Origin of the sequence: Geomesophilobacter sediminis (assembly GCF_016458275.1) — a bacterium.
GTDB classification, from domain to species: Bacteria; Desulfobacterota; Desulfuromonadia; order Geobacterales; family Geobacteraceae; genus Geomesophilobacter; species Geomesophilobacter sediminis.
Genome location: NZ_JAEMHM010000002.1, coordinates 11,708 through 37,343, shown reverse-complemented (window position 1 = coordinate 37,343; position 25,636 = coordinate 11,708). Strand labels below are relative to the sequence as shown.

At 60.7% G+C, this 25,636-nt stretch carries 17 protein-coding genes; 5 read left to right on the top strand and 12 right to left on the bottom strand.

The features are described 5' to 3' along the window. Positions 1–238 precede the first annotated feature (238 nt). A complete protein-coding gene (locus JFN93_RS01910) occupies positions 239–856 on the top strand; it encodes an ACT domain-containing protein (protein WP_199382302.1) in 618 nt (205 codons plus the stop codon). Positions 857–1,039: 183 nt separating this feature from the next. Here the strand turns inward: JFN93_RS01910 and pbpC are convergent, their stop codons facing one another. The 6 genes from pbpC to JFN93_RS01880 form a co-directional block, all read right to left on the bottom strand. Beyond that, entirely contained in the window at positions 1,040–3,124 is a 2,085-nt protein-coding gene (gene pbpC, locus JFN93_RS01905; RefSeq protein WP_199382301.1) for a penicillin-binding protein 1C, read from the bottom strand. Positions 3,125–3,293: 169 nt separating this feature from the next. Beyond that, entirely contained in the window at positions 3,294–9,050 is a 5,757-nt protein-coding gene (locus JFN93_RS01900) for an alpha-2-macroglobulin family protein (protein ID WP_199382300.1), read from the bottom strand. Positions 9,051–9,337: 287 nt separating this feature from the next. Further along, positions 9,338–10,240 carry a DUF6599 family protein gene (locus JFN93_RS01895; protein WP_199382299.1) on the bottom strand — a complete coding sequence of 301 codons (903 nt, stop codon included), beginning with the start codon at positions 10,238–10,240 and terminating at the stop codon, positions 9,338–9,340. A gap of 6 nt (positions 10,241–10,246) precedes the next feature. After that, entirely contained in the window at positions 10,247–11,425 is a 1,179-nt protein-coding gene (locus JFN93_RS01890; protein ID WP_199382298.1) for an aldo/keto reductase, read from the bottom strand. 269 nt (positions 11,426–11,694) lie between these two features. After that, positions 11,695–12,183 carry an Hsp20/alpha crystallin family protein gene (locus JFN93_RS01885; RefSeq protein ID WP_199382297.1) on the bottom strand — a complete coding sequence of 163 codons (489 nt, stop codon included), beginning with the start codon at positions 12,181–12,183 and terminating at the stop codon, positions 11,695–11,697. Positions 12,184–12,344: 161 nt separating this feature from the next. Continuing rightward, positions 12,345–13,877: a hypothetical protein gene (locus JFN93_RS01880; RefSeq protein WP_199382296.1), complete on the bottom strand. Its 1,533-nt coding sequence runs from the start codon at positions 13,875–13,877 to the stop codon at positions 12,345–12,347. A gap of 1,054 nt (positions 13,878–14,931) precedes the next feature. On the opposite strand from JFN93_RS01880, the gene JFN93_RS01875 reads away from it, so the two are divergent. From JFN93_RS01875 to JFN93_RS01860, 4 genes are all read left to right on the top strand, one after another. Continuing rightward, on the top strand, positions 14,932–15,294 hold the full coding sequence (locus JFN93_RS01875) for a DUF2750 domain-containing protein (protein WP_199382295.1): 363 nt from the start codon (positions 14,932–14,934) through the stop codon (positions 15,292–15,294). Between the two features lie 214 nt (positions 15,295–15,508). Continuing rightward, a complete protein-coding gene (locus JFN93_RS01870) occupies positions 15,509–15,958 on the top strand; it encodes an SseB family protein (RefSeq protein ID WP_199382294.1) in 450 nt (149 codons plus the stop codon). A gap of 131 nt (positions 15,959–16,089) precedes the next feature. Beyond that, positions 16,090–16,278, top strand: coding sequence for a hypothetical protein (locus JFN93_RS01865; protein ID WP_199382293.1), 189 nt, complete (start codon positions 16,090–16,092; stop codon positions 16,276–16,278). 49 nt (positions 16,279–16,327) lie between these two features. After that, positions 16,328–16,477 (top strand): hypothetical protein, encoded by a 150-nt coding sequence (locus JFN93_RS01860; protein ID WP_199382292.1) that lies wholly within the window; start codon positions 16,328–16,330, stop codon positions 16,475–16,477. Positions 16,478–16,692: 215 nt separating this feature from the next. On the opposite strand, the gene JFN93_RS01855 is transcribed toward JFN93_RS01860, so the two are convergent. The 6 genes from JFN93_RS01855 to JFN93_RS01830 all read right to left on the bottom strand — a co-directional run bounded on the left by JFN93_RS01855 (position 16,693) and on the right by JFN93_RS01830 (position 24,762). Further along, entirely contained in the window at positions 16,693–18,174 is a 1,482-nt protein-coding gene (locus JFN93_RS01855; protein ID WP_199382291.1) for a trypsin-like serine peptidase, read from the bottom strand. A gap of 238 nt (positions 18,175–18,412) precedes the next feature. Next, entirely contained in the window at positions 18,413–19,366 is a 954-nt protein-coding gene (gene sppA, locus JFN93_RS01850; RefSeq protein ID WP_199382290.1) for a signal peptide peptidase SppA, read from the bottom strand. Positions 19,367–19,521: 155 nt separating this feature from the next. Then, positions 19,522–20,364, bottom strand: coding sequence for an acid phosphatase (locus JFN93_RS01845; protein WP_199382289.1), 843 nt, complete (start codon positions 20,362–20,364; stop codon positions 19,522–19,524). A gap of 50 nt (positions 20,365–20,414) precedes the next feature. Continuing rightward, positions 20,415–21,551: an immunoglobulin domain-containing family protein gene (locus tag JFN93_RS01840; protein ID WP_199382288.1), complete on the bottom strand. Its 1,137-nt coding sequence runs from the start codon at positions 21,549–21,551 to the stop codon at positions 20,415–20,417. 179 nt (positions 21,552–21,730) lie between these two features. Then, the gene (locus tag JFN93_RS01835; protein WP_328753384.1) at positions 21,731–22,174 is read right to left on the bottom strand and encodes a hypothetical protein; all 444 of its coding nucleotides are present in this window, start codon (positions 22,172–22,174) and stop codon (positions 21,731–21,733) included. Positions 22,175–22,311: 137 nt separating this feature from the next. Further along, positions 22,312–24,762, bottom strand: coding sequence for an AAA family ATPase (locus tag JFN93_RS01830; RefSeq protein ID WP_199382287.1), 2,451 nt, complete (start codon positions 24,760–24,762; stop codon positions 22,312–22,314). Positions 24,763–25,636 lie beyond the last annotated feature (874 nt).

The window sequence follows — 25,636 nt, the reverse complement described above, 5'->3', positions numbered from 1 at the left end:
CTTTCACGATGATCTCTTCGGTATCCTTCCTGCACTATCCCCCTCTGTCCTGGCGGAAGCTTTCCATGCCCCCCCGGCACTACCGGCAAAAGCGACGCATATTCGCTCCCTTGCCAGCGGCAAGGCGCCTGCGCCCATCCGCCCAGCCGCCGGCACCAGCCCCAGAAAGCATAATCATCAGGCACAGTTGCCCAAAAATTCGACAGCAGCGCAGCTGTCCCAGCAGCGAGGAGGTTGCATGGTCCCGACCAGATCAATGAAAAAACCGATCACCGCCCCGAACACCCCCGCCCCCGGTGAAACCATGGTGGACATCCAGCCGATCGCCTACCGGCCATCCTGCTACAACCTTTCCCTGCACGGGTACCTCACCCCAGGCTGGACCGGAAGACTTGCCGCCGGCCTCGCCGAAAACGGCATCGACATCGTGCGCGCCGACGCCGAAAAGGCCACCAACATCTCCTGGCGTTCCAACTTTGAAATCACCTCCGGGAAACCGGAACAGCAGATCCTGGAACTCAACTACCTGTCGCTGGCCCGTAAGGAGCACCCGCTGCACCAGACCGCCCCGAAGATCGCCCTTCAGGATTACCGCATCAACCCGCACCGCGAAGAGGGGAGCATCTTTGTGGAAATATGGGCCGTGGACCGGACCGGCTTCCTGCGCGACCTGCTGGACTTCTTCAGTCTGAAGTGCCTCTTTCCGGTAAAGATGAACATCGAAACCATCGGCGAGACGGTTGAGGACCGTTTCTGGCTGAAAGGAGTCGGCGGCCTCCCCCCCTCCCCCGCCATCGCCGAATCCCTGAAGCAGAACCTGGACAACCTGAGCGGCTTTGACTGCTACGCCATCTAAACAATGAGGAAGCTGATTAGGCTCATTCTCATGTGATCCCCTCTCCCTTCGGGGGAGGGTGCCCGGAAGGCGGGTGAGGAAAGGTTCTTTGCGGCAACGCCCCTCACCCCGGTCCTCTCCCAGAGGGAGAGGGAGGTACCGGTCCCCTGGTATGACGATTGACGCTAATCGGCTGTTCATTGCTCATTGATTTTGCCCTCTCACCTCAAACGACACCGCATCCTGCACCTTCCCCCCGTTGTCCACCAGGGCCAGCTCATACCTTCCCACCCGCGGCGCCCAGCGTCGTCCCTCCTCACCCGGCGGCAGCAGCTCCCCGTTGAGCCTCCATTTGAGCCCCGGCGCCTCATTTTCGGTCTCGAAAAACACCCGCTGGTTCGGCTCCGGGATGTCCGGATCGATGACGATGATGGTCCCGTCAGGGGGATAGGCGATCCGGGCAATGTGCCAGGCTTCCCCGGCCGGTCGCGCCGCGGGCACGGAGGGGGGCTCGGTCCCGGCGAGGAAAAGCTCGCCTCTCTCAGCTTCCCCATGGCCGGCAGGGACCCGGGCCGCCACCACACCGCGCGGCCGCGGCGGTGGAGCACTCCGGACGTTGCCGTGCAGGTAGTTCATCACCTCCAGCCAGACCGGCGCCGCTCCGGAAACGCCGGAGACGTTCCACATCGGGTCCCCGGACAGGTTCCCGACCCAAACGCCGACGGTGTAGCGGCGCGAGAAACCGATGCACCAGTTGTCCCGCATGTCCTTGCTGGTCCCGGTCTTGACCGCGGTCCAGTAGCGGGTGGTAAGCGGGTTGTCCAGCCCGAAGGTGACGCTTCGGGAGCCGGGGTCGGAGAGGATGTCGGAGACGAGGTAGGCGACCTTGGGGTCCATGGCCCGGAGGGTCCGGCCGGAGTGCCCGGGGGTGAGGTGCAGCGGGCTCACGATGCCGCCGCGGGCGATGCAGCGGTAGGCGTTGACCAGCTCCTTGAGCGAGACATCCGCGGTGCCCAGTGCCAGGGAAAAGCCGTAGAACTCGGCGGAACGGCGCAGGTCGAAGCCGACGCGCCGCAACCGGTCCGCGAAAGGCTCGGTCCCCACCAGCAATTGAGTCCGAACCGCCGGAATGTTGAGCGAGGCGGAGAGCGCGGTGCGGACGGTAACCGGGCCGCGCGGACGGTGGTCGTAATCGTGAGGCATGTAGATGCCGCGTTCGGTTGAAATGTGCAAGGGGGTGTCGTCCAGGACCGAGGCGGTGGTGAGCAACCGCTTTTCCAGGGCCAGGCCGTAGAGAAACGGCTTCAGCGTCGAACCCGCCTGCCGCTTGGCAACGATCCCGTCCACCTGGCTGTCGCCGGAGTTCCCGACATAGGCCAGGATGTTTCCCGTTGCATTGTCCACCACCAGGACCGCCCCGTTCCCCACGTGCCTTCCTTGCAAAAGATCCAACTGCTGGCGCAGCGACTGGAGGGCAAAGCGTTGCAGGCGCAGATCCAGGGTCGAATTGATGGTCTGCGCCGACAGCTCCCCCTGCCCCGCGCCGGCGGTCAGGATCTTCGCCACCTGGGGAGCGAGCGCAAGGTAGGGACGCAGCCGGTAGGGACGGGAGAGCGCGTCGATCGCCGTGCGACGGTAGGCCTCGCCTGGCTCGCCGGGTGATAGCGATTGCGCCAGAAGAGCTGCCCGCTGCCCCACGACGGCGGGAAGGGCATTGGGGGATCGGATCAGTGCCGCCAGGGTGCAGGACTCCTTCAGGTCCAGACCGGATGGCTCCTTCCCGAACAAGCCGCGCGAGGCGGCGGCGATCCCCTGGAGCTCGCTTCGGAAACTCACCAGGTTCAGGTATGCCTCGAGGATCTCGTCCTTTTTCCAGCTCTTTTCCAGCTCGCGGGCCGCCGCCATCTGGTCCCATTTCTGCCGGAACGTCTTGTGCCCCAACGGCCGGCCACCCCGCTGCACCATCACCGCCACCTGCATGCTGATGGTGCTGGCACCGCGGGTCTTGGAGCCGAAGAACCGGTCGATGAGCGCCGCACCCACCGCCTTCCAATCCACCCCGCCATGCTCATAGAAGCGCCGGTCTTCCGATTGCAGGACCGCCTTCACCAACGCCGGCGAGACATCCTTCAGTTTGGTCCATTCCAGGCGGCGGCCGGTCTTGTCGACGCGGAGTTCGTGGATCAGCTCACCGTGGCGGTCCAGGATAAGCACGTCGGAGCGGCGGTGGGCTTTCTGGACCTCAGAGAAGGTGGGAAGGAGAGCGGCCTGGGCCGATATGGTGGACAAGAGGAGCAGCAGGATGGCAGTGACTTGCCATCTGAGATCGAAACAGCCTCGATTTCGGGCGGCGGCTTCCGTGATTTGGGCATGGTATTCGCGCCTGGAAAGGCGCTCCCACCGTTTGACGGGGCGCCATTTTCTCCAAACGGATCTATCTCCTGACACGGGGCGCATGCTATTTCTCCACCCATACCGCGGCGTTCGGGGACTCACCGAACATCTCCGGCAGGTAGAGGGCCTCGACGCGGGTCGGGGGCAGCCGGAATTTCCCTTCGTTGTTGAAGCGGACCGTGTACTCGACCACCAGCTTTCCTTTGGGAACGAACTCATAGTAGGCGCGGTAGGTGTCGAGGCCGCGCTCGTCAAAGACCGGCCAGCTGCGGTTCTTTTCCCCGGCGGTCAAGAGGTCGGAGTCGCGGCCCAGTCCCGAGCCGAGGATGGTCGCTCCCGCCGGGATCGGGTCACTCACCGCCACCCAGGTCATGTCGCTTTGCGCATCGATCTCCAGGCGCACCCGGGCCACGTCGCCGCGGCTCCAGCGGTTCTTGATCCGCCGCTCCACGGCCACGACGCTCTTCTTGATGTGGTAGCCGCTGGAAACCTGTTCCTTGAGCGGGATCGCGGCGAGACTCAGCACCGTCGCCCACGGCTTGCCCGAGCCTTCGTGCTGCAGCACCAGGGTGGCCGCCTTGTCCGGCCACCCGAAGCTTAGGGTCTTCCCTTTCTTGTCCTTGCCCCAGTCCTCCGTCTTGCGGGTCCCGGCCAACTCGGCCGTGGTGGCCCCGGCCACCGGCGCGGCTTCGAATTTTTTGGAGAAGGCATCCAGCGCCACTACCCCCCAGGCATTGGCAACGGTCGTCTCCCAGTGTCCCCGCGTCTGGCGGGCCACCGCGCCCCGCGCCAGCCGGGGCAGATCCTTCTGCCACCCTTCCTCGTCCAGCAGGGTAAGGAGGGCGCGCACCGCATTGGCATCGGTGGAAACCATGAGCCACCAGAGCTCGTCGGAACGCTCGGTCGAGAAGGTCAGCGCGCTCCCCTGAAGGTTGAGCCGGGACCGAAGCAGCTCACCGGCCTCCTTCAGCCGCTGGCTTCGGTTCGGGATGTCCCTGGTCGTTTTCAGGATGCTCAGCCAGTCGAGAAGGGCCGAGGTCGGCCAGAACTTCGGCTCGATGGTCACCGTCGCAACCAGATCGTTACTCGCCCGCCCCCGGCGCCCCAGCGCCTCGATCGCCGCAAGTTTCTGGAGGGATCGGTCCGCGGTGCGAAAGGCGCTCTCCCGCCGGATCTTTCCTTCCACGAACAGCCGCAGTCCCTCCAGCATCTTATTTGTCTGCGCCACCGGCAACTCCCGCCCGGCCGCGTTGGTAATGGAAAGAAGGTACGCGGTGAGGGTGGGACTGCCGTTGAGCCAGGAGGAGGGGAAATAGCGCACCAGTCCGTCGGAATCAAGGTACGACGGAAGCACCTTCAGGACCTGCTTCCAGAGCGCGTCGTCCTTAAGGGCAATGGCGCGGGAAACCATCTGTTCCATGCAACTGTAGGGATAGTTGCGCATGTACCGGGTCACCCCGTCCAGCCCGCCGGCCAGTTTCGGACGCAGGGTGACGTTGAGCCCGCCGCGCCCTTTGAGGGCCTGCTCGGGACGGCGCACCCCGACCTGGTACGACCGGTCCACCTGGGCCAGCGTCGCCTGGTAGACCTGGACCGGGACCGCCGGGAGCACCTGCTGGGTGACCTTGATCGTGTCGCTCTCGGGCCCCTTTTCCTCCCGGGCCCGCACCTCCCAGGTCGCCTTTTCTATGCCGCCGGGAACCTCCACGGGGAAGGAAAGCTCCTTCGCCTCGCCCGGCGCAAGCTCTACCGCAACTGGCGCCCGGGCGCCCTCCGGCTCCCAGGAGGGACGCGCGGCAACCGAAACCGACATGGCCCGATTCGAGGCGTTGCGGACCGTGAAAAGCGCCGTCAGCCAGTCCCCCTGCCGGACCACCGGCGGAAGTCCCGAGAGGACCATCAGGTCCTGGGTGGTGCGGATCGTGGTGCGTCCGGTGCCGAAGAGCGAGGGACCGGCATCGGCGACCGCCACCACGGCGAAGCTGGTGAGGGAGTCGTTGAGCGGGATCTCGACCGTCGCCTCGCCGTTCTCGTCCAGCTTGACCCGCCCCTTCCAGGCCAAAAGCGTATCGAAGAGCTCGCGCGCCGAGCGCATCCCCCCGCCGCCACCGGCGGGAAGTGCCTTCAGGCCGAAATGGCGCCGCCCGACCACCTGGGTCTGGGCGGTCGCGGTTTCGACCTCGTAGCCGCGGCGCCCCAGCATCGCCTCCAGGAGCTTCCAGCTGTTGTTGGGCATGAGCTCCAGGAGCCCTTCGTCCACCGCGGCCACCGCAACCTCCGCCCCCTTGGGGAGCCTGCCGCCGTCGGCCCGGACCACCTTGATGGCGATCTGCGCCTTGCCGCGCACCTGGTAGCTTGGGCGGTCCGGGGTCACCTTCACCTGCAACTCGTGAGCGAGGCTCCCCACCCGGACCTCCGCGATTCCCAGGCGATAGGACGGCTTGCCCGGATCGAAGAGGGCGGTCGGCTTGGTTCCGGAGAGCCGGCCCCGAACGCAGAGGGCGGAGACGAAGACATTGGGGGCATAGCTCCCCTTGATCGGGACCGAGACGATCGGCTGCTTGCCGCTGATCTGCTGTACGTGCGCTTCGATCACCCCTTCCCGCTCGACCGCGACCAGCACGGTTGCGGAGCGGAACGGGGAGCGGACCTGGAACTTCGCCACCTCGCCCGGCTCGTACGCCTTTTTCTCCGGCAGGAGGTCGATCCGGTCGCTGTCGCCGGTCTCGAACCACCACTCATCCTTCCCCGCCACCCAGACGTCCTGGTTGGCGGAGGCGACGTTGCCGGCATCGTCGACCACCGTCGCCTGAAGGATGAGGTTTCCGGAGCTGGCGGGCTTGCCGCTGCAGTGGAGGAGCCCCTTGCCGTCGGTGGTCCCCGAGCAGATGGCGCCGAGCCCCTTGGTCTCGGTCACGTGCTCGTAGGAATAGAAGCCGCCGACCAGGCGCTTGCGGTGGGAGAAGTTCTTCCGGCGGAAAAGTTCCACGTCCACCTTGGCCCCCGGTACCGGGCGTCCCTTCAGATCCAGCACCAGCGCGGAAAACTCGAGAGAATCGCCCGACGCGGTCCAGGATTGCGGCTTGATGCCCACCAGCAGCTTCGAGGACCAGAGCGGAATCCGTCCGGTCACGGTCTGGATTTCCCCGTTCGGGTCGCGGAACTCCAGCTCGGCGAGAAGAGTCTGCGGCGACGCAGTGGTGGGGAGCGCGCCGATGCGCGCCCGGTAGGCGCCGGACTTGTCGAGCACGAACTCCTGGGTTCGGTACTGCGGCGTGCCGGAAAGATCCTCCCGGAGCTCCTCCCCCTCCGAAGCGGGGTCCTGATAATCCTCCTTGACCACACCGGTCTGCACCTTGCCGTTGGCAAAGGTGTACTCCTCGTAGTCATCGAAATGAACCGAGCGCGGGGCGACCCGGGTCCGCAGCTTCACCGGCGCCCCCCCGGCCCCGCCGCCGGAAAGATGGGCGACGTAGAGGTCGACGTCGACCGCGGTGGCGTTCACCGCCGGTTCCTTAGGCGGCTCGACCACCCCTCTCATGAGCGGGACCCGGAACGCCTCCACCCGGAAGAATCCGGAATTCCAGCCAACGACATAGCTCCCGCCCCGCTGCGAATCGGACTCTTCCCCATTCGCCGGAGCCGTGGATTTTTGGGTGAGATAGACGTCGTAGAAGCCGAGTTCCGCCCCCTTGGGAACGGTCATCGTGCTCTCGGCGCTGTTGTCGGCGTGCCAGGAAAGCGGGAATTCGTAGGTCTGCCCGCTGCCGCGGTGCTGCACCACCACCGCCTGCGGCAGTTCGGACGGCTTGCGCAGCGCGAACCCTTTCATGACATGGTTGCGCATGAAGTGCTTCATGTGCACCGTCTCCCCGGCGCGCACCAGGGTCCGGTCGAAAACGGTATGGGCGATGGTGTGCTCCCGGTACTCCGCACCGGGGAGGTTGAAGCGCCAGCTCTCGATGCCGCGGTCCCAGCTGGTGTGGACGAGGGTCAGGTCGTCGTTTCGGCGCGCAAAGACGAAGAGTCCGCCCGAGGTTCCCTGCAGCATGGAGCCGTTGTTGTCGCTGTAGGAGTCCTCTTCCTCCTCGGCCTCCTTCTCCTGGGAGCAGTACGGGAGCTGCTCCGGGAACTTCTTGCCGATCCGCGCGATCCCTTCGGCGTCGGTAGTTCCCCGCCAATAGAGCTTCCCCTTGCAGTCGCGCACCGTGACGGCGGCCCCGGCCACCGGCTCTCCCTTATCCAGCGAGGTGACCCACACCAGGGAGGATTCGTGCCCCTTCTTGAAATGGGCGGAAAGATTGGTGACCAAGGCCGCCGAGGAGACGAACATCGGCCGCTTCTTTTCCAAAAGCGCCGCCCCGAGGATGGGGCTTTCCAGTTCCACGACATAGAACCCCGGTTTTTTGACCGGGATCCCCACCACCTCGAACGCCTTCTCCCCGTTGGGTTTGGGGACCACGATCCGATCCGCCCCCGCCCCCTTGAGAAGCGGCTTCTCCCGGCGGGCCTCCCGGACCTTGCGCAGCCACTGGATGATCTGCTCCTCGCGGCTGTCGTCCAGGCGCCGGGTCTTCCCCTTGATCCCCTCGGCAGGGGTTGCCGCCGGCTGGGCGGGCACCGCGGCCTCAGCGGCCGGTGCCGGAAGGGCGGAGAGCTGCCGCCCCTTCACATTCGGCTCCAGGTTGCGCAGGGTGACCGGAATGGCGGCATCGGCGCCCCATTCCACGATGCCGAAGGGCGCGGCGAATTTCGCCAGGGGAGGATAGCCGTCGGTCGTCACCTTAAGGGGAAACTTGTCGGCGTTGGCCGGGCGACGTCCCGCCTCGTCGGCAAAGCCGGCGGGAAGCTCCAACTTCAGCGACTTGTGCTCGGGAAACGGCCCCTCGAACTTGACCGCCCGGACCGTCGGCAGAGCCGTGGCGCTCTCCTCCGTCGACTCCTCGTCTTCGGCGATCGCCTTGGGACGATAGGTCCGTTTCCCGGATTTGAGGACGATCTTGCGCGCCAGGGGGGTCGGGACCGGCGCCGAGAAGCGAAGCTGCATCGGGGTCATGGGAAGGCAGGCGGCATCGGCACGGGTCCGCTCGCATTTGAAGGTGACGGTGAAGGAATCCTGTACGGTGTAGTTCACGACCTGTTCGTCGGACACCAGGCCGGTGACCGAGCGCACCCCCGCGCCCCAGATCAGCTTCACCGCGGCCTTGCTCGGAAAGCGCTGCCGGCAGCGCAAAAGCAACGTGGTGTCCAGGTCCTTCTCGCCAGCGGCCTTGAGAACGGTGGCCCGCTCCGTCCCCTTCACGATCTCGGCGCCGACCGGCTCGGCCAGCCCCTCGACGGCAAACCGCACGTTGCCAAGGACCGACGCCTCATCAGGCGCGCCGTCCAGGTCCAGGATGAAGATCTGATCCTCCTCGATGGTCTTGCCGTCGGAGGGACGCGCGTGGAGGATACCGGGACCGCCGGTGCTGAAGGAGAAGCTCCGTTCACCGCCGACCGGGAGGCCGGAGGCGCTCTTGAGACCATCTTTGAGAGTGAAGAGGCAGGAGACCCCGGCGGGAACGTCCCGGTCGAAGTCGAAGACCCAGTTGGAGACGTCGACCCAACGGCCGGAACCTTTTTCGGGGCAGGAGATATCGAAGGGACTGTCGTTGCGCGGGTCGCCGAAGGTGGTCATGGGCTCCGAGAAGAGGACCGCGACCTGCCGGACCCCCTTGGCCCTCCCCGTGGGCGAAAACCGTTCCACCCGCGGCGAATCGGCCCAGGCTGCGGTGGCGGCAAAAATGAGCAGCATGGCCAGCCCGACCAAGGAAAGTCGCATGAGTCCCTCCACTGTCATAGAAAATGACCGCATTGGCAAAAATACCATCAGTGCATATCACAAAAGCTGGATTAATAAAGACAGGCCGAGGATATTTTGGAGTTGAAACAACGGGGAAAAGAACAGAAAGGAAGGAAGGAAGGAAGGAAGGGATTACCCTGGGGGAGCGCCCTTCCGGGCGCGATTGACCGGTAGCGCGGTTACCGCCTTCGGCGGATCGCGACAGGAATGTCGCTCCTACAGGAACAGCGGCCCAACCACAGGAATTGTTTCATTGTTTCATTGTCTCATTGTTTATTGGATAACACCTTCGTCCTAAGCTTCTCCAGGACCGGGAGTCCCGCCGAGGCGTCCTTCACCCGGGCGATCCCCACCAGGTAGCGACCCGCCTGCTGGACGAGCACCCGCCCGTACAGCGGATCCAGGGTGATCAGCGGGAGCTCCTTGGCCCCCTCTTCTTCCTCCACCGGAGGCTCGATCCCGTTTTGCCTGAGGTAGCCCCGGTACGCGGAAAGGGCCTGCGCCGCAGCCTCGGGGGTGGCGCAGAAAAGAACGAATACCCGCGCCGGTTCCTTCTCCACCAGCGCGTCGGCCATCATCCCCTTGGGGAAAAAGTCGTAACCCAGCAGGCTCGTCGCGCTGTAACGGACGCTGCCGGCAACCACTTCGGGGATCGCTAGAAGCTGCAGCTCCCGGGGCGGCTCTCCCCCCATCGGCAGCCGCTTGGCAACCGCTTGGGCGCAGGCGGACAGGGCGCTCTTGCCGGCATCGGGATTGCCCGTGGATTGGAGCCGGACAAAATAACGGTCCTGGTAGAAGAAGAGCTGGGCATCGCTCACCGCCCCTTCGGTCCCGGTGCTGATGGGGGCGGCCTCACCGGGACGATAGTTGGCGAACATCCCGTAGGCATCGAGGGGCGAGCCCATCCGGTAGACCTCGAGGTCGAAGGAGCGCGTCCCCTTCTTAAACCGGGCGCAGGCCATGAACTCGAACCCGTACGGGAAGAAGAGCTCCGCCTCGCCGTCGATATGCTCGGAAAGGTTCTCCTTGTCGTAGGCGGCGGTCTTGCCGTCGAGCTTCCAGTCGGGTCCGCACTCGGGCACCGGGAGAAGCTCGGTCGGCCCGGCCGCGGCCGCCAAAGCGGGAACCATCAAAAGCAGCAGTAGGAGCAGGTTCGGAAGGATTCGCATAATCACCTATCCCAGGAGCTGGCGCGCCCGGTCCATTTTCACGGGGATGTCGAGGCCGTTGACGCACCGTGCGGTGCAGGAGGCGCAGTCGACGCAAGAGGCGGCGTTAGCCGACGGGGAGAGTTCGGCGTACGTGGCCCGCGCCAGGGCGTGATCGCGGTAGCCCCCCTCGGCATACATCAGGGCACGGTTGACGGTACCGATCTCCACGCCGCGCGGGCACCCCTTTTCGCAGGAGCCGCAGAAGCTGCAGTAGAAAGGTTCGACCGCCTCGGCATAGCGCTCCAGAATCCTGCGGTCGGCGTACTTGAAGGACATCCCCATGACCGCGATGTTTTCCCGAAGCTGGGACATATCCTTGATGCCGGGGATGGCGTTGGAGACGTGGGGATTCTGGAGCACCCATTTCAGGGCGGCCTGATGAGGACTGATCTTGCCCAGGGCGTCGGTCTGGTAGCCGCCGGCCTGGCTTTTCATGGCGACGATCCCGATCCCGGCCGCGGCGGCGCGGGCAATGGCCTCACCTACCACCGGATCGCTCTTGAAGTTGTAGGCGACCAGGCAGGTGTCGAAGAAGCGGTCCTTGTCATCCACCAGGGCGTTCAGCACCTCGGCCTGATTTTTGTGGGTGGTCACGCCGAAGAAACGCACCTTCCCCTGTTTTTTCAGGGTGAGCAGCGCCTCCCGCGTCTCGGGAACGAAGATGCGGTCCCGTTCGGTGAGGTTGTGCAGCTGGATCACGTCGATGTGGTCGGTGCCGAGTGCCTTGAGGCTGGCCTCGACGTCGCGGACGATGTCGGCGCGGCTTTTGGAATCCGGGAGGGTCTTGGTCGCCAGGAAGACCTTGTCGCGGCGCCCCTTGATGGCGCGGGCCACGATCTCCTCGTTCTTGCCGCTCATGTACTTGCGGGCGGTGTCGACGTAGTTCACCCCGTGCTCCAGGGCGACCCGGATCACTTCCGGCTCCGGGGTGAGCATGGCGCCGAAGCTGACTACGCTGACCTTGAGCCCGGTCCGTCCCAGGGTCCGGTAGACCGGTTCCGGAAACGGCGCCGGCTTGGTCGCGGCGAGGCTCTCCGCCGCCTCGGCCAGGGCGCGCCCTCCCAACAGGGCCGAGGTGGTACCGACCAGCCCGACCTTGAGAAAATCCCTCCGTCCGATCCCCTTCCTCGACCTGTCCGTCATGACCCCCTCCTCAGTTTGGAATCGCGTCACGTCACCGGCTGCAGCAATCAAAGCTGCCTACCAATAGCAGATCATGAGAGTGTTTTCAACGAGAGAAGTTTCACCGAAGGGGGGGCTCATCCGACCGATCCGACCGATCCGACCCATCCGACCGATCAGGCCGGTCGGCCGGTCAGGCCGGTCGGCTGCCGCGAGATGCTGCCTCAAATGCAAAAAAGGCCGCGGCGATATTTCGCCGCGGCCTTCAACTCAGCGCCAGTGTGGAAGCGTTAGTCGATGGTCACCTTTCTTACCCGTTCCTGAGCATGTTCGCTCTTCGGTATCCGGACCTCCAGGATACCGTCCTTGAACGTAGCGCGGGCCTTGTCAACCAAGGTCTCGACCGGAAGGTCGAAACGCCGGGTGAAGCTGCCGTGCGAACGTTCGAGCCGGAGATAATTTTTCCGCTCCACCTTTTCTTCACTGTCCCGGTGCCCCGAAATGGTGATGCTGTCCGGGGTCAACTGCACGTCGATATCTTCCTTCCGGATACCGGGGATTTCCGCCTTGACCACGATGGATTCCCCATCTTCGAAGATGTCGACCGGCAGGTAGAGTTGGTCGGTGGCGCCTCCGGTACGAGTGGACATCAACGAGAAGAACGGGCGCTTGAAGACTTCGTCAAAGAGACGGTCCATTTCGGCAAAGGGCGACTGCCTACGCCACTGATCCAGCGGCTGGTCCGATCTTTTCTGAACGTCCCTTTCTTTTTCCAACATGGCTACGTGCCTCCTTGTGTTGGATTTAGACTCCCACGCCATCATTTTAGCATTTACTAATGCTCAATATCAACAGTGTGGCGTCACGGGAGCACTCACAAGGAGAACCGGGTCATGACATTGGCAGGAAGCTCAAGCAGACGATTTGGCGCGCAATGCCATCATGCTTTACCGATGATGTCATGCGAGGCGCCGGCTTCACCCGCTTCGGCTTCCTGCTGGATCTGCCGGTAATTGTCGATGTGCTTTTTGGCGACCACCTTGGTCACCGGTGCCGGCTCGATATCCGGCTCCTCGCCACCGTCGGGAAGTTGGAGGCTCGGGGGCTCCGGCTCGGTCGCTGCAGGCTGGACCACCGGTTCCGGCGTGGCCTCTTCCGGCGCAGGAGCGGGCTTTTCCTCGATGAAAGGCTGGAACACCGGCTTGGGAGCGGCGGGCTTGGCACCCGGTTCCGCCGGCGGGGCATCCTCGATGCGGATCACGCGGGGGTTTTTGGGGCGGGGTGGAATCGGGGCCACCAGCTTGGGCGCCGGTCGGGGAGCCGGCTCTTTTGGCTTGAGCTCCGGTTTGGGTTCGGGCTTGCGCTCGGGTTTGGGTTCTGCTTTCAGTTCGGGCGTTGGTTCCGGCTGGGGCGGCGGGGGGACCAGTACCCGCGGCGCCGGAGCTTCCGCTACGATCTTTACTTCGACCGCCGGGCGCGCGTCGGCTTCCGGGGGCAACGGCACCGAGATCGGGGCGGCGGCTATCGGCTCACCCCCGATGTGGATGGCAGCGGTTTGCCGGGTATCTCCAGGTTCCGTCTCCGTGGGCGGGTTCTCGAAGCGGAAATGCGCCCCGGCCAGGGCCGCACCGGGGGCAAAGAAATCCCCCCCCGACTCCGGCACGGTCTCGGAAGCGACGGCAACGATCGGCTCTGGAACTTCCGCAGCCAAGGCAAAAGCCCCGGCTGCCGGGGCTGGTTCGGCGGCAAGGTCCGGCTCTCGGGCCGGCTCGGGCACCGGTTCGGGCATCAGTTTGGGCATCAGTTCGGCGACCGTGAAGGTTTCCGGGAAAAGCTCCTCCGCGTCGGGCTCCAGCACCTCCTCCCCAGCCTCCGGAGCTTCCTCGACCAGTTCGAGCGGCTCTTCCAGGGCCACCGCCTCCGGCGCGGGTACCGCCGCCTCGAGAACCGGTTCGATCGGCCCGGCAGCGGCTTCCGGCACGAGTTCGACGATTTCCTCGGCAACCGCCGGCACCACCACCTCACGCTCGGCGTGCCGGATCGCCCTGGGCGCTTCGAGCTGGCTCTGCAGCCGGGCGACGATCACCTTGAGCTCGTCGTTTTCAGAGAGCACCGCATCGAGGGTGCACTCCGCCTCGTTGAGCTGGGCGGTCAGACGGGCGACCTTCATCTTCAAGGCGTCGTTTTCCGCCTTCAGGCGCCGGTTGTCGCTGCGGGTCTGCTGGGAACCGAAGTGGATGACGCCATCGACAATGGGATTGCCGGTCGGGGTGGTTTCTTCGGGGGTGTAGTCGAAAGGGATGTCGTTCAGGTTGATTTTGGGCTGGGGCGAGGTGAGGATCGCGCTCAAGTAGTCCAGAAGCTGGGCGTTGTCCTTCACGAACGGGTCCGCGGTGGGACCTGCTTTGGTATCTTGGCGATCAAGTGTCGTGCCGACCTTCGTTGCGTCGTCCGGGCAGGTGATCTTGCTCATTACGGGGAAACCTCGACTCAAGGTGCGCATTTCGTGACGGTCGAACCGTCTTGCAACAATATGTACTTTTTCCCGCTGCAATACCATCTATTTTTCCGACCGCGCCGGTCAAGGAATCCAATGTCACAGGAAAATCACAGATTGTGACACGGCTAATGATAAATCAACAAAAAAGAATCAACGAGATAGAGAACCTGCTGTTTGTTTTAGCCAAAACACTCGTGTTATCTGACAGTTAGCCAAGCAAGCAACCCACCGGGTTTCTTCCCGCTTACGCGCAAACGGTGCGAACTCACTACGAAAAGGGAAAACCCAGCGAAATGACCGGACACCATAAACGTCAAACTTCCGTCTCCCGTGCTCCACAACACCCGTTTTTTAACCCATTATTTCGGCAACTTAGCCGCTTTAAAACAGGGGCAGCCCCCTCACTCGTTACGTTAAGGCTTGCACACATTCACTAATATTCCCAGGCAGTTAGCGTTGTACCATTCCCCCACTTATCCACTCAGCGTCGCAGTTTACCGTCTCTTCCGCGATACTGCGGATAAATGGGAAAAGCCGGGTAGCAAACTTTTGGTTCTTGACACGCAATATCAACCACTTAAGCCATGCGCCTAATCCTTGTGCAAGATGCTAAAATGCGCAGAAAATCGTTGCATTCTTGTGAAATATCCACAGGCATAGCCAAATTATCCACAGGCACAGTGGATACTTTCAAACTCCCACAAAGATTAATTACCACAAACATTAACATCAATAACTCTTTTCGTTACTGTCGGTCCCATTTCTGTTACCGCTGTAGGGAATTTATCCACAGAAAGGCCGCAAGGCGATCCAGCTTTTCGCCCCTGAAAACAAGCCGGCCCGCAGCAAGATACTCAGGGCGTTTCAGCACGGGTCCACCTCCTGACCTGGGCAGCCCTGACTTGGGTCGGCCACCGGTTGGTGCTGCGAGCCGGGGGCATACAAAGGGGGTTCTCGGAATTTTATTAGATCTATATAATGATCCCTTAGAGGCGACCGGAAATGCCGGTTCTAGGAGATCAAAGACATGAATATCGACTTCATCGGTCAGATCATATTCAGCCAAGAGGTACAGGCGAACAGGCAGGTTTGGGTGGTTAAGGGGAGAAACGAGAACATCTATGCCATGGAGCTGGACCAGGCCGGATTCTCCCTGCCGGTTTGGTCGGCCAAAGAACGGGCGGTGGAATTTTTAAAAAATACGCAGCTCCTCGACGGCGAGCTGGAACCGCATCCTATCGGGCTGGACCTATTCATCAACATCTATCTTTCGGACAAGATGCTCGGCATCAACGAACTTTTGATCAACATGGACGGCAACTCGGCGCAGGCGCTGGTACTGTCGCTGGACGAGTTCCTGGATGCACATGACATCAGGAAAGCCGGTTAGCCAGTTGAGCAAACCCGGCATCCGGAGCGCACAAAGAGGGGGGGACGGCGAGCATCCGTCCCCCCCTTTTCTATTGGAAACGCGCCCCCCTGCCGCTGTGCCCGAAGGACCTTTTTTCCAAGGTCCCTGTCGTATTGGCTTGTAATGAGCGGGAAGGTTATTGTATCCTGCAGTTTTTGGCCGCGACCGCGGCACCACACACAAAGGGCATTGAATGAGCAAACTTGACGAGGCGCTGGACGGCATGCGCCAGAACCTGACCGACGGCCGGAAGGCTTCGGCGTTCTACGATCTTTTCCTCAACTCCACCTTTTTCGTTCCGGTCCTAGCCAACCCGCAGGGGAGCGATACCGAAGACCGCCCCCGAGAAATCCTTCCCCTGATCACCGAATCCGACGGCAAGGATTACCTCATGCTGTTCAGCTCCTTCGAGCGGTTGCGGGAGTGGGTCCCCGCCGAGGAAGAGGTGCCGTACGTCGAGGTGGCGGGGCATCTTCTGGCCCTCACCACGACCGACTCCTTGTACTGGGCCTTGAATGTAGGGACTGAATACTCCAAACAGTTCAACCCGGGGGAGATCGCCTGGCTGCGGGAAGCAGTGGAAAGCTGCAACGCCGACGCCAACGCCGAGGCGGAGGCGGAGCCGACCGGCTGCTGCGGCTGATCTCAGGAAACCAGTTCCCCACGACACGTTTCACAATGGTAACGTCCCCGCCCACCGGCTGTCATCTGGGGATGCTATAACATCGCATCAAAGATTCATCATCAGAGAGAAGGAGCAGAAGGTAAAGAATCATGAAGAAGCACCAGCATTGCGTTGACTGTAACAGCGAAGCAGTATCGTACACGATCAAGAGAAAGACCCGCTACGTAACCACCACCGAGATCGCTTATTCCTGCGGCGCGCGCCGGAAAGAGTACAGCGACCTCGAGCGCAACACCGGCAGGGCCGAATTCGAGGGGTGCGGCTGTGGGGCCCCGTGACCCTAAGATGCCGAAGCACCGCAATCCGGCACGCAGAAGAGCAGTCCATATGGCGAACGACCAGTACCGGGAACTGCGGGAAAAGCTCGCCGAGACCGATGACATCGCCGAGAAGAACCTCATCTTCCGACGGCTGATCAACCTTTTGGACGTGATGCAGTACCTGAACACCGGCCACTCCGATACCTACGCGGAGTGAGCGCGACCGGTCTTACATGCAGCAGTAAAAGAAAGAGGCGCCTGGGATTTCCCAAGCGCCTCTTTTTTTATCTCCAAGACGAACCCGAATTTCTGCAACTTGCGGGGCGGACCTGCAGCTTCCCCTGCGGGGGCGCCAGGCGCCGTTCCTGGCGCGGCGCGAATTACCCCAAGGCGCGCACCAAACCGCAGAGAAAGCCGGGTCGGAGCCGTTAGCTACCGTACCCCCATGGCATGCTGGTAGTTTTCGATGAAGAGCTTGGTTCCTACCGTCGAGTTGGGGTCGTCGTGCAGCCGGGACAAAAAGGACGCCAGACCCTGGGCCGAGACCGCCCCTTTAGAGTTGAGCCACAGCTCCGCATCGGCGACGTACACCCCTTCGATCGCATAAACCGGATCGCCGCTGTAGTTGGCAACGTAATCGGCAACGGATTGCCCGCCGTAGCCCATGATGTTGAATTCGGCCAGGTAGGAGGCCACCTGGAAATCGAGCACGGGCTTAGTCTGCGACACCGCCTGCGCCAGGGCCTGAGCCCCGGCAGTGTAGCCCTGCGCCTTGGTAGACTGCAGCTGGGCAATGGCCCCGGACACCGAATAGAGGTCCATCGCGCCGTTCATCGCAATTTGTGCCTGGTTCATCTTGTTGAACCGGTTCACCCAGGCGGCAGTTTCCGAAGCTGGCGGGCACATAACCCCCGCCTGTCCCTGGCCGATATCGGAGCGGCAATCGATCCAGGCCTGGGCGTGATGGCAGGGCTGGAGGGCCGCACTGAGGTCCTCCGGGGAGAGAAAGTCGTTGCGGGCCAGAGCGCTGTCACAGGCCTGGGCGAGGACGGTGAGCGGGCTCTGCGAGGTTCCATCCACCGTGACGGTGGTGACGTGAGCATTGAGGTAGACAAGATCGTTGTCGAGAAACTTTTGCGTGGTGGTCGGTGCTGAGACGGACAGCATCGTCGAGGGAAGCGGGGCGTTCAACGCCGCAATAAGCGGGGCAGAAGCCGTTCCGACCGAGTAGACGCTGGCGCCGGTGAGGGTGAAGACGTCCTCCGAGGCCGAACCGCGATGCACCAGCCCGACGATGTGGCCGGCGTCGTTGAGGATGGGAGAGCCGGAGTCGCCGGGGAGGATATAGGTGGAGCTTCGGATCCAATCGCCGTCGATATCGACCACCGTTCCGTCGGTCCATTTCTTCAGGTACCCCTCAGGGTGCCCCACGATGGTGACATGGGTCTTCAGCAGCGAAGCGGGGGTCTGCGTCTCCAAGGAAAGATAGTTCGGCGTCTGGATCATTGGCCCGTTTCGGTACTGGTAGATCTGCACCACCGCCATATCCAGCCCGGCGTCCACCGCCTTGGGAACTGCGTAGTAGATGCGGGGAGAGGAATAGGGACTGCCCGCCTGCCAGTCGAAGGTGAGCTCGACGTAGCACCCCTCGGTCGGGCAGACCTCGTTGCCGAGCACGTGGTTGTTGGTCAGCATGAGCCCGGTCGAGCTTATGAACGAGCCAGAGGCGGCGCCGCCGGCAACCTGAACTCGTACCACCGCTTTCGCGGCCTGCTGGATTGCCGCCGGAGCGGAGGTGATGTCGTTGAAGTTGGGGAGGTCAGCGCTGCTGGCAGAGCCGCCGGAAGAACCACAACCGGAAAGAGTGAACAGAGAAAGGAAAACCAGGACTGCCAGATAAAACAAAGACTTCAAAACCACCCTCCCGAGGCCAATCGGCCGAATGCATCGATTTGAAAATGAATACGCAAACAAGCACACCGCAGAGGTCGCTAAGGCGCGCAGAGAAAAGCTGTCAGTCCCCCCTTTACTCAGATGAAGGGCCAAATCGTCAGTCAAATCAGCTTTGGCAAAACGCGACTTCAGCTTCCGGTAAATAGATTTTCCTCTGCGTCCCGCCGCGTCCTCTGCGGTGCGCTTAAACAATCAAAACCTATGGCTTCCAAAGATAGGCAAAGCCGAGATCCGGTAAAAGCTCCATGACGTCCGGCCCGAGGGAAAAGGGTCCCACCATCTGCGCGCTCGCCTCGGCATCGGCGTAGATGCTCCCCTGGTAGTTGCCGGCCCGATAGTAACTCACCACCCGCGCCTGCTTCACCTTGGCGGCCATCTTCAGGTCGTCCAGGGCCTCGTCCAGATAACAGACCCCGTCGATCAGATGCGCCGCCAAGGCTTGGTCCGCGGTGTAGACCCGGCCGTCGGCCAAGGTCGTCAGCGCCTTGCGGTCCAGCGTGTTCCCGGGGCGAGCCAGGACGACCTCGAGAAACCTTCCGTACAGCCCGTCGATCACCCCCATGGCGATCTGCTTCTCCTCGGGCGTCGCGGCACGAAACGGCGTCATCATGTCCTTTTTGTCGCCGGACTTGGCGCTCCATTCCACGACCCCCAGCTTGTTCATCAAACCATCCACCTCGAAGTGCAGGAAGATGACCCCGATGCTCCCGGTGATCGCGGTCTTGTGGGCCGTGATGCGGTCCGCGGCGCTGGCGACGTAATAGCCGCCCGAAGTCCCCAGCCCGACGATCGCCGCATGCACCGGGACCTTCTTGCGCTTTTTGAAGGCCATCAGCTCATGGTAGATGATGTCGCTGCCGGTGACCGTTCCCCCCGGCGAGTTGATGCGCACCAGGACCGCGACGACGTCCGGGTCATCCTCCGCTTTCTTGAGCGCCTCCTTGATCTCGCCGACCATGGAGGGGCGCTCCCTAAAGGAGGTTCCGCGCTTTTTCTCCGAAATCGTTCCCGAGACGTCGAGGAGCAGGATCTTCGGCGTCCCCTCCCCTTCCAGCACCTTCTCCTGGAACGGCGCCACCGGCGGAATCACCGATACGTGGATGCAACCGTTGAGAAAGAATGCGACCAAAACCAACAACCATTTCCAGTTCATCTAACCTCCTCCCGGCCTGAATCGGCCCAATCCTGCGGCAAAACCGAAGTCGTTTTGCTGTTACTAACGGCCTAGCCGTTTCGGTTCATCCGGTTGAAAACCTGCCCAGAAGTCCCCTCCCCTTCAAGGGGAGGGACAGGGTGAGGATGGGGTCCTCAATGTTCCGCCAGCGCCGCAGCCTCGGCAGCGCAGTCGCGCTGGGGCTGGAGCCCTTTGTTCCGCGCCTCGGCCACCTCTTTCTGCGCCGCCTCCAGATCCTTCCGGAATTCGCCGTTGTTATGCAGCGCCGCCACCGAGCCGGCCCCCATGATCCGTCCCGCGTTGACGTCGCTTTGCCAGTGGGCGTTGCAGATCACCCGGCTCTGCCCGAAGGCGAGCCCGCGCGCCAGGAGCGCATCGATCCGGTCCGGGGCCACCTCGCTCAAGATCAGCGCCCAGGCCCAGCCGATAGTGGCATGCCCGGAAGGATAGGACCAACTCCCGCGGAGAAAAGGCTCGTCATTGGGGGTGCAGGACGGTTGACCGTTCACGGCCAACGGGCGCAACCGGCGGTACTCACCTTTGGCGCTGTCGGCGGAATGCGCGGCGTCAGCAAGAGAGCGGTGCAGCAAGGTATAGAGATGCGGGGTGTCCTTCTCGGTCACCGCCACTCCGAGCGCGCAGGCAAAGGTCCCGGCTGCCGCGGGGAACTTGAGATCAGCATCCTGTGCGGCCAACTCCCAGCGCTTGGTGCCGCGCAGCTTGAAAGTATCCAGGTTAATCGCCTGATCGGCCGCAAAAGCGGGCAACCCCGGGTCCGGCCGCGGCGGCGCCGGCAGCAGGACCTTGCCATTAGGAAGCGCCTCCGAATGGGCAGAGAAATAGCCCACCGAAAGATCCGGCCCCGTTCCGGTCCCCGTCCCCAGCCCCGACATCGACTGACTCATGCTCTGCGAGTTCGCGCAACCCGAACCGACCGAGATGCACAACAAGATCACGCACATCATCAGCTGCTTCATGGTGGTTCCTCCTCGCCGGTCGACGCCGGCAGTTTTTCGTTTGAAGTCAGTTACTGCTCGAAAAAGTAGGTTGGTAAGACAGCACCGGTGTAGATCGTACCGACCGGGGTGTATCCCCGTTCCAACGCAGGCGTATTTTTAACCTGGAAAGGACGTGGAGTGGCGTCACCGGAAACGCGCGTTCCCACCAGGAGGAACCCTTCACGAATATTTCCCCCAACGGCGGTGATGATCCACCCCTGTGCAGCCAGATCGGCCGCGGCGTTACTCACAGAGTCGACGGTAGCCGTCACCACCTTGGATTCGTATATCCGGAGGTCACCCTCCCTGCCGTAAGCAAGGTAGTAGGCGATCCCGCCGCTCAAAGCGACGGCCGTCACCACCCTCCCCGCCTGAGCCTCCGCGGTGGCGACAGCCTGCAGGCCGTCGGCAGACGCGGTCCCGGAGACGTAGGATGGGTAGCGATCGGCACCCGCCGTTTTCACCGCACGAACTGCATATGCGTTCTGCCCGGATGAAACGTCAAGTGACGTTATGACCGTTTGTGAATCAAAGAAAACGTCGAGATCGGCGGCCAAGTCGGTGAGTATACCAACCTGGTAGGTATTGGTCCTCCCGACGGCACCATTGGGCATCGACTCTACGATATAAAACCAGCTGGCGAGATCAGGATTATTGGTCGGCACCTGGGGTCCCGGATCACCGACCACGAGCGGGAACCCGAAGGAATTTTCGTATGACGAAGAACCGCGCATGACATTGGTGCTGGCACCGCCTGCTGCAAGCATCGGAACGGTATCCAGGTCCTTGAAACGCAGGTCGTTGATTTCCGGATGCCGCGGGCTGCCCGGAACCGACAAGGTAGCAACGGCAGCCGAGGCGGAACCGAGGTCGTTGGTCACCGTGACGGAGATGGTCGATTGATCGTCGGAAGAAGCGATGGGCGGGGCGGTGTAGGAAGCACCGTTGCCATCAACCCGCACCCCGTTCCAGAACCACTGGTAGGTGAAGGGCCCCGTCCCGGTAGGAGAGACGGTGAAGGTAGGAGTATCGCCGGCAGCGACGGTCTTAGTGACCGCCTGGGCAGTGATGGCCGGAGGCCTCGGTTTGGTGACGGAGTCGGAATCACCGCAACCAGAAAAGAGCAAAAACAGACTGAAAGGGACTAACAGAAAGAATTGGCGCATGCTCCCCCCTCCAAGATTAAACAAAAAGCATAAGAACCGTCATATTCTAGACAGCTGTTTGTCAAATGTGTAGGCCTGGCCCTCAGCAGGCCCCTTTTTACCTTCTTACCCGCCAACGGGGTCAGGAGATCACCTGACGGCTTCTTGGTCAGGTGCATCTCTATGGTTGGGCATGTACCCTATTTCGCGTCCACTGCTTGTGTGCGTGGGAACTCTGCATAAATTACAATGGAATCGATATCCGACAATTCAATTTCTCTTGTCATGCCCGGAACGAGTCTTGAACGCAGGCCCGTTAATTTGCTGCCTTCGAAAAAGACCGTATCGAAATACATCTTTACAACGTCCTTTGTTGATTTCGAGGTTATTTCTAATTGTGTATTCCTGTCTGGAATGAGATAGACATTTTCCCCGTTTTTGTCCCTACACAGTATCCTTCTAATGTTGTTCGCATTGTATCGAATTGGAAAGAAAACTGGGACTGTGCCAACGAGGTTAAATTTTTCGGTCCTTTGTTGATTGGCAGCCACTTCCTTAATAAAATCGTCTGGTTTCACGTAATAATTGGCTGTACATCCAGCCATAAAAACTCCAAGCAAAATCAAACAGAATCTTTTCTTCACAGGACCCTCCTCATCATTTTTGGTCGCTCAACGGCTCGGCGGGTGAGCGGCGGCGAAGCCGTCCGGCTCTACCCGTCTTGTTGGGATTTGTCTTCTCCTTTACGGAGTAATCCACTTCTCCGTCGCCTCTCTCCGTGTTAAGGACTGCCCCCTTCTCCCTGATCTGGTGTCCTCGCAGGCTCTCCAATGCTCTTTAGCAGGGCATTGTATTGATGAGGGTCTGACGCATAGATCTTGTCCAAGACGAAGTTCGCTACCTTGGCGATCTCTGGAATCTCTACAGGCTTGAACCCTCGATCTGGGATTGACTCAAGGTGAGAAAATTCATTGTTGAGCCGGTTCACCAGTGCGATTGCCGTTGCGTCTTCATCGCCAAAGAACTTCTTAATTCGTTCAAACGCATCGTTCTTGTCATCGTGGTAAGGGAACTTGAAGAACAAGAAGGCTTCTAGAAACTTGCGAAGGTTGTTCCCGAAGCCATAAAACGGCTCATGTGCGCCTTGTGCGGCGTCCTGGTTCCTGCATTTGTAGATTTGGTGGAAGAGGTAGTTGAACTCAGTGATGTAGTCCTTCAGGTAGGACGGCATCAGCATGATGTTGCTTGTGGGGCCGTTCCGCTCCACCATGAAATGCTCATTATCATCCACGTTTTTGGTCTTGCCTTCCCCCGCTGGCACCTTCTTTTTGGGTACCGATAACCGCTTTAGATACTTCAGGAAATCCAGGTTGTGCGTGGAGATGAAGAGCTGACTGTAACGATAGCCGTTGGAGCCGTCCGCATTCTTGAACGGCTTGGCTATCAGGCTCTCGATCAGGCTGAACATGAAGAAGATGTGGTTCCCGTCCAGACTGGAGATCGGATCGTCGATGTAGATGATCAGATCTTTGCCCTTGCTGTCAGGCTCTTCCAGCTTGGCTATGAAGTAACAAAAGGCTATCAGGCTGCATTCGCCTTCACTCAAATTGTAGGCTGATTTGCCATCCCGCGTGATCTCAAACTTGACGGCATTTTTCTCCGCGTTTTCCTTGGCTTCAAGCTTAATGCCGTCGTGACCGAAGAAGTGATTGAGCAAGGAATTGACCCGCTCCGCACCTTTGCGTTCATCCTTCTGTTGGCCTTGCAGGCGGGTGACATCCGCTTCAAGCTTGAGGATCTCAGCCTCGGCATCGGTATAGGCCGTGTTGGCAGTGTCGGCGTCTGTTTTAAGACCAGCAATGCGGGTCAATTCCGTGTCGTAGGTGATGTCACCAATGAAGGAGGCCACATCAGTGAGTCGCAATGCCTCGCGTGCGGAGCCTTTATCCTTTTCCAGTGAGTTGGTGCGGCCATTGTTCTTGACAATCAGATCGTTTATCTCGTCGGCACATTTCTGGATTGCCGCTGAATCGTGCGTAGGGGCCGGCATGGGAACGGGCTGGAAGAGAGAACTCTTCCTTGACTCCAGTGCGGTCTTCAGTGCCTCCAAGTCTTGTTTGTAGACCTTCAGGCACTCGGTAAGAGATTTCTTGTTGGCTTCAAATGACACTTTTTCTTCGGCATAGAACTTGTCCCCGGTCAAAGTCAGGAAGCCAGCAATGGCCTGAATTTCGCCGTTGACTGATGTCAGGCATGAATCGATGGACGACTCCAGATCCGAAGATTCCTTGCTGAAGTGAGAGTCCAGAACCTGCCATATATCGTGGGGCAGTTCCTGACGGCAGAAGGCGCATGTATTGCGTTTGTCCTTGTGCAGCGGGATGCCTTGCTTCACCCACGCTTGAAGAGCTGTCTCGCTCAACAGCTCTTGAATTGCCTGCGTCGGTTTGATCGATCTTGAAAGAAGCTCCTGGGCCTCCGTCTTGATTGAATCAATTTTTAGGTTGATCGAAACGGTATCGGTGATGTCAGGAAGGGCCTCTTGCTTCAAGAGGCTGACCTTGGTGGCCTGTTCGTCAGTGGTTAGAGGCGTGAATCCCGCCTTCTTTATGGTGCCGATGTCCTTCTTGATGCTTTCAATGTTGTAGACTGCTGGGCCATAGGTGCGATTCTGTTTGATCTTATCGTTGGCATGAGAGCGAAGCTTGCCTTCCAGAGCATCAGAAGCGTTTTTATGGTTGTTCTTGGTCCGATCTCTTTCCTTCTTTTTTGCATCCCGATCGTGCCGAAGACCTGCCTTGGACTCAAGGCTGCCAAGTTTCGCTTGGATGGCAGCAATTTCATCCTCGATCTCCTTGTTCTTCTCCCCGACGATGGCGAAGGTCTTTATTTCCCCGCCCATGGCCTGATTGATCAGGAAGCTGAGGTTTTCACTGACGAAATCACGGTTGTAGACCCGGATGTCATAGCCATGAGCGGCAATGGCAGCTTGGGTCACATCTCCTTTGACGCCATGAACGGTGAAGGTTGATCCCACATAGTTCAGCGGAATGCGCCCTGTCTCCAGCGCACGAAAGATTCGGGAAAGAGTAGTTTTCCCCGAATAGTTGCGTCCATAAAGGATGTTCAGGCGCTTGAAGTCCTGAACATTGTTGCCGCCGTCACGAATGCTCTTCTTCCAGTTCAGGTCATTGAAGCTGCCAAAGCTGGCAATGTCGATCTGATTGATCATTAGTTCACTCCCCTCATACATAGCTGGAGGTCTGGGATGATGGACTATACCATTACCCACTCACGGCGACGAAGAGCCCTCGCAGATATGGCAGGCTGACTCCTGCAACATTCCTTCTGTATTTTCAGTCGTTATTACTTCTAGAATTTCTTCAATTATTGCTTTGGCTTCTTCTGCATTTTCTTCAGGTACATTTAGCTTCACTCTGCACAAAGCAATCGAGTAGAGCCAATTGGCACCGACAGTGTACTCATTGTCGATGAAGCATATGATTCCAGCAGCTTAAAGTTTCGACTTGGCAAGTCCTGCTTCGATCAGATTTCGATATTGTGCAATTGTTCCAAGTCCACCTGCCATTTCTTTTCCTTGTCCTTTTTCATCACACAACTACACAACTACACGGCCTTGGGGCCTGGCCTACACATTTGACAGGCCTTGTTCTATAAGGTCTCACCCGCACGCTTACCTCCCGAGGGCCGTCTTCTTCCAGCAAGACCATTTCTATTGGTGTGATAGTGACGATCTCGTCGTCGGTCACGGTGCCTACCGGTAAAATGCTGGGGTTGCTGGATTCGGTGGCGGTCATGATCAGGTGGTTTCCGTCTATCTTCCAGAAGCCTTTCACTACCATCTGCCATTCTCTTCCTAGGGCACTGATCTTTGATTGCATGATCGCAGTGCCGTCGGCTCGATACTCCGTGACTCCTCGCCAGACTTGTATGCCTGCTCGTCAAACTGGTATGCCCGCTCGCCAGACTGGTGTGTCCGCTGGCCAGACTGGTATGCCAGGCCTGACTGGTATGCCCGGCCTGACTGGTATGCCTGCCCGGCCTGACGGGTATGCCTGCCCGGCCTGACTGGTATGCCTGCCCGG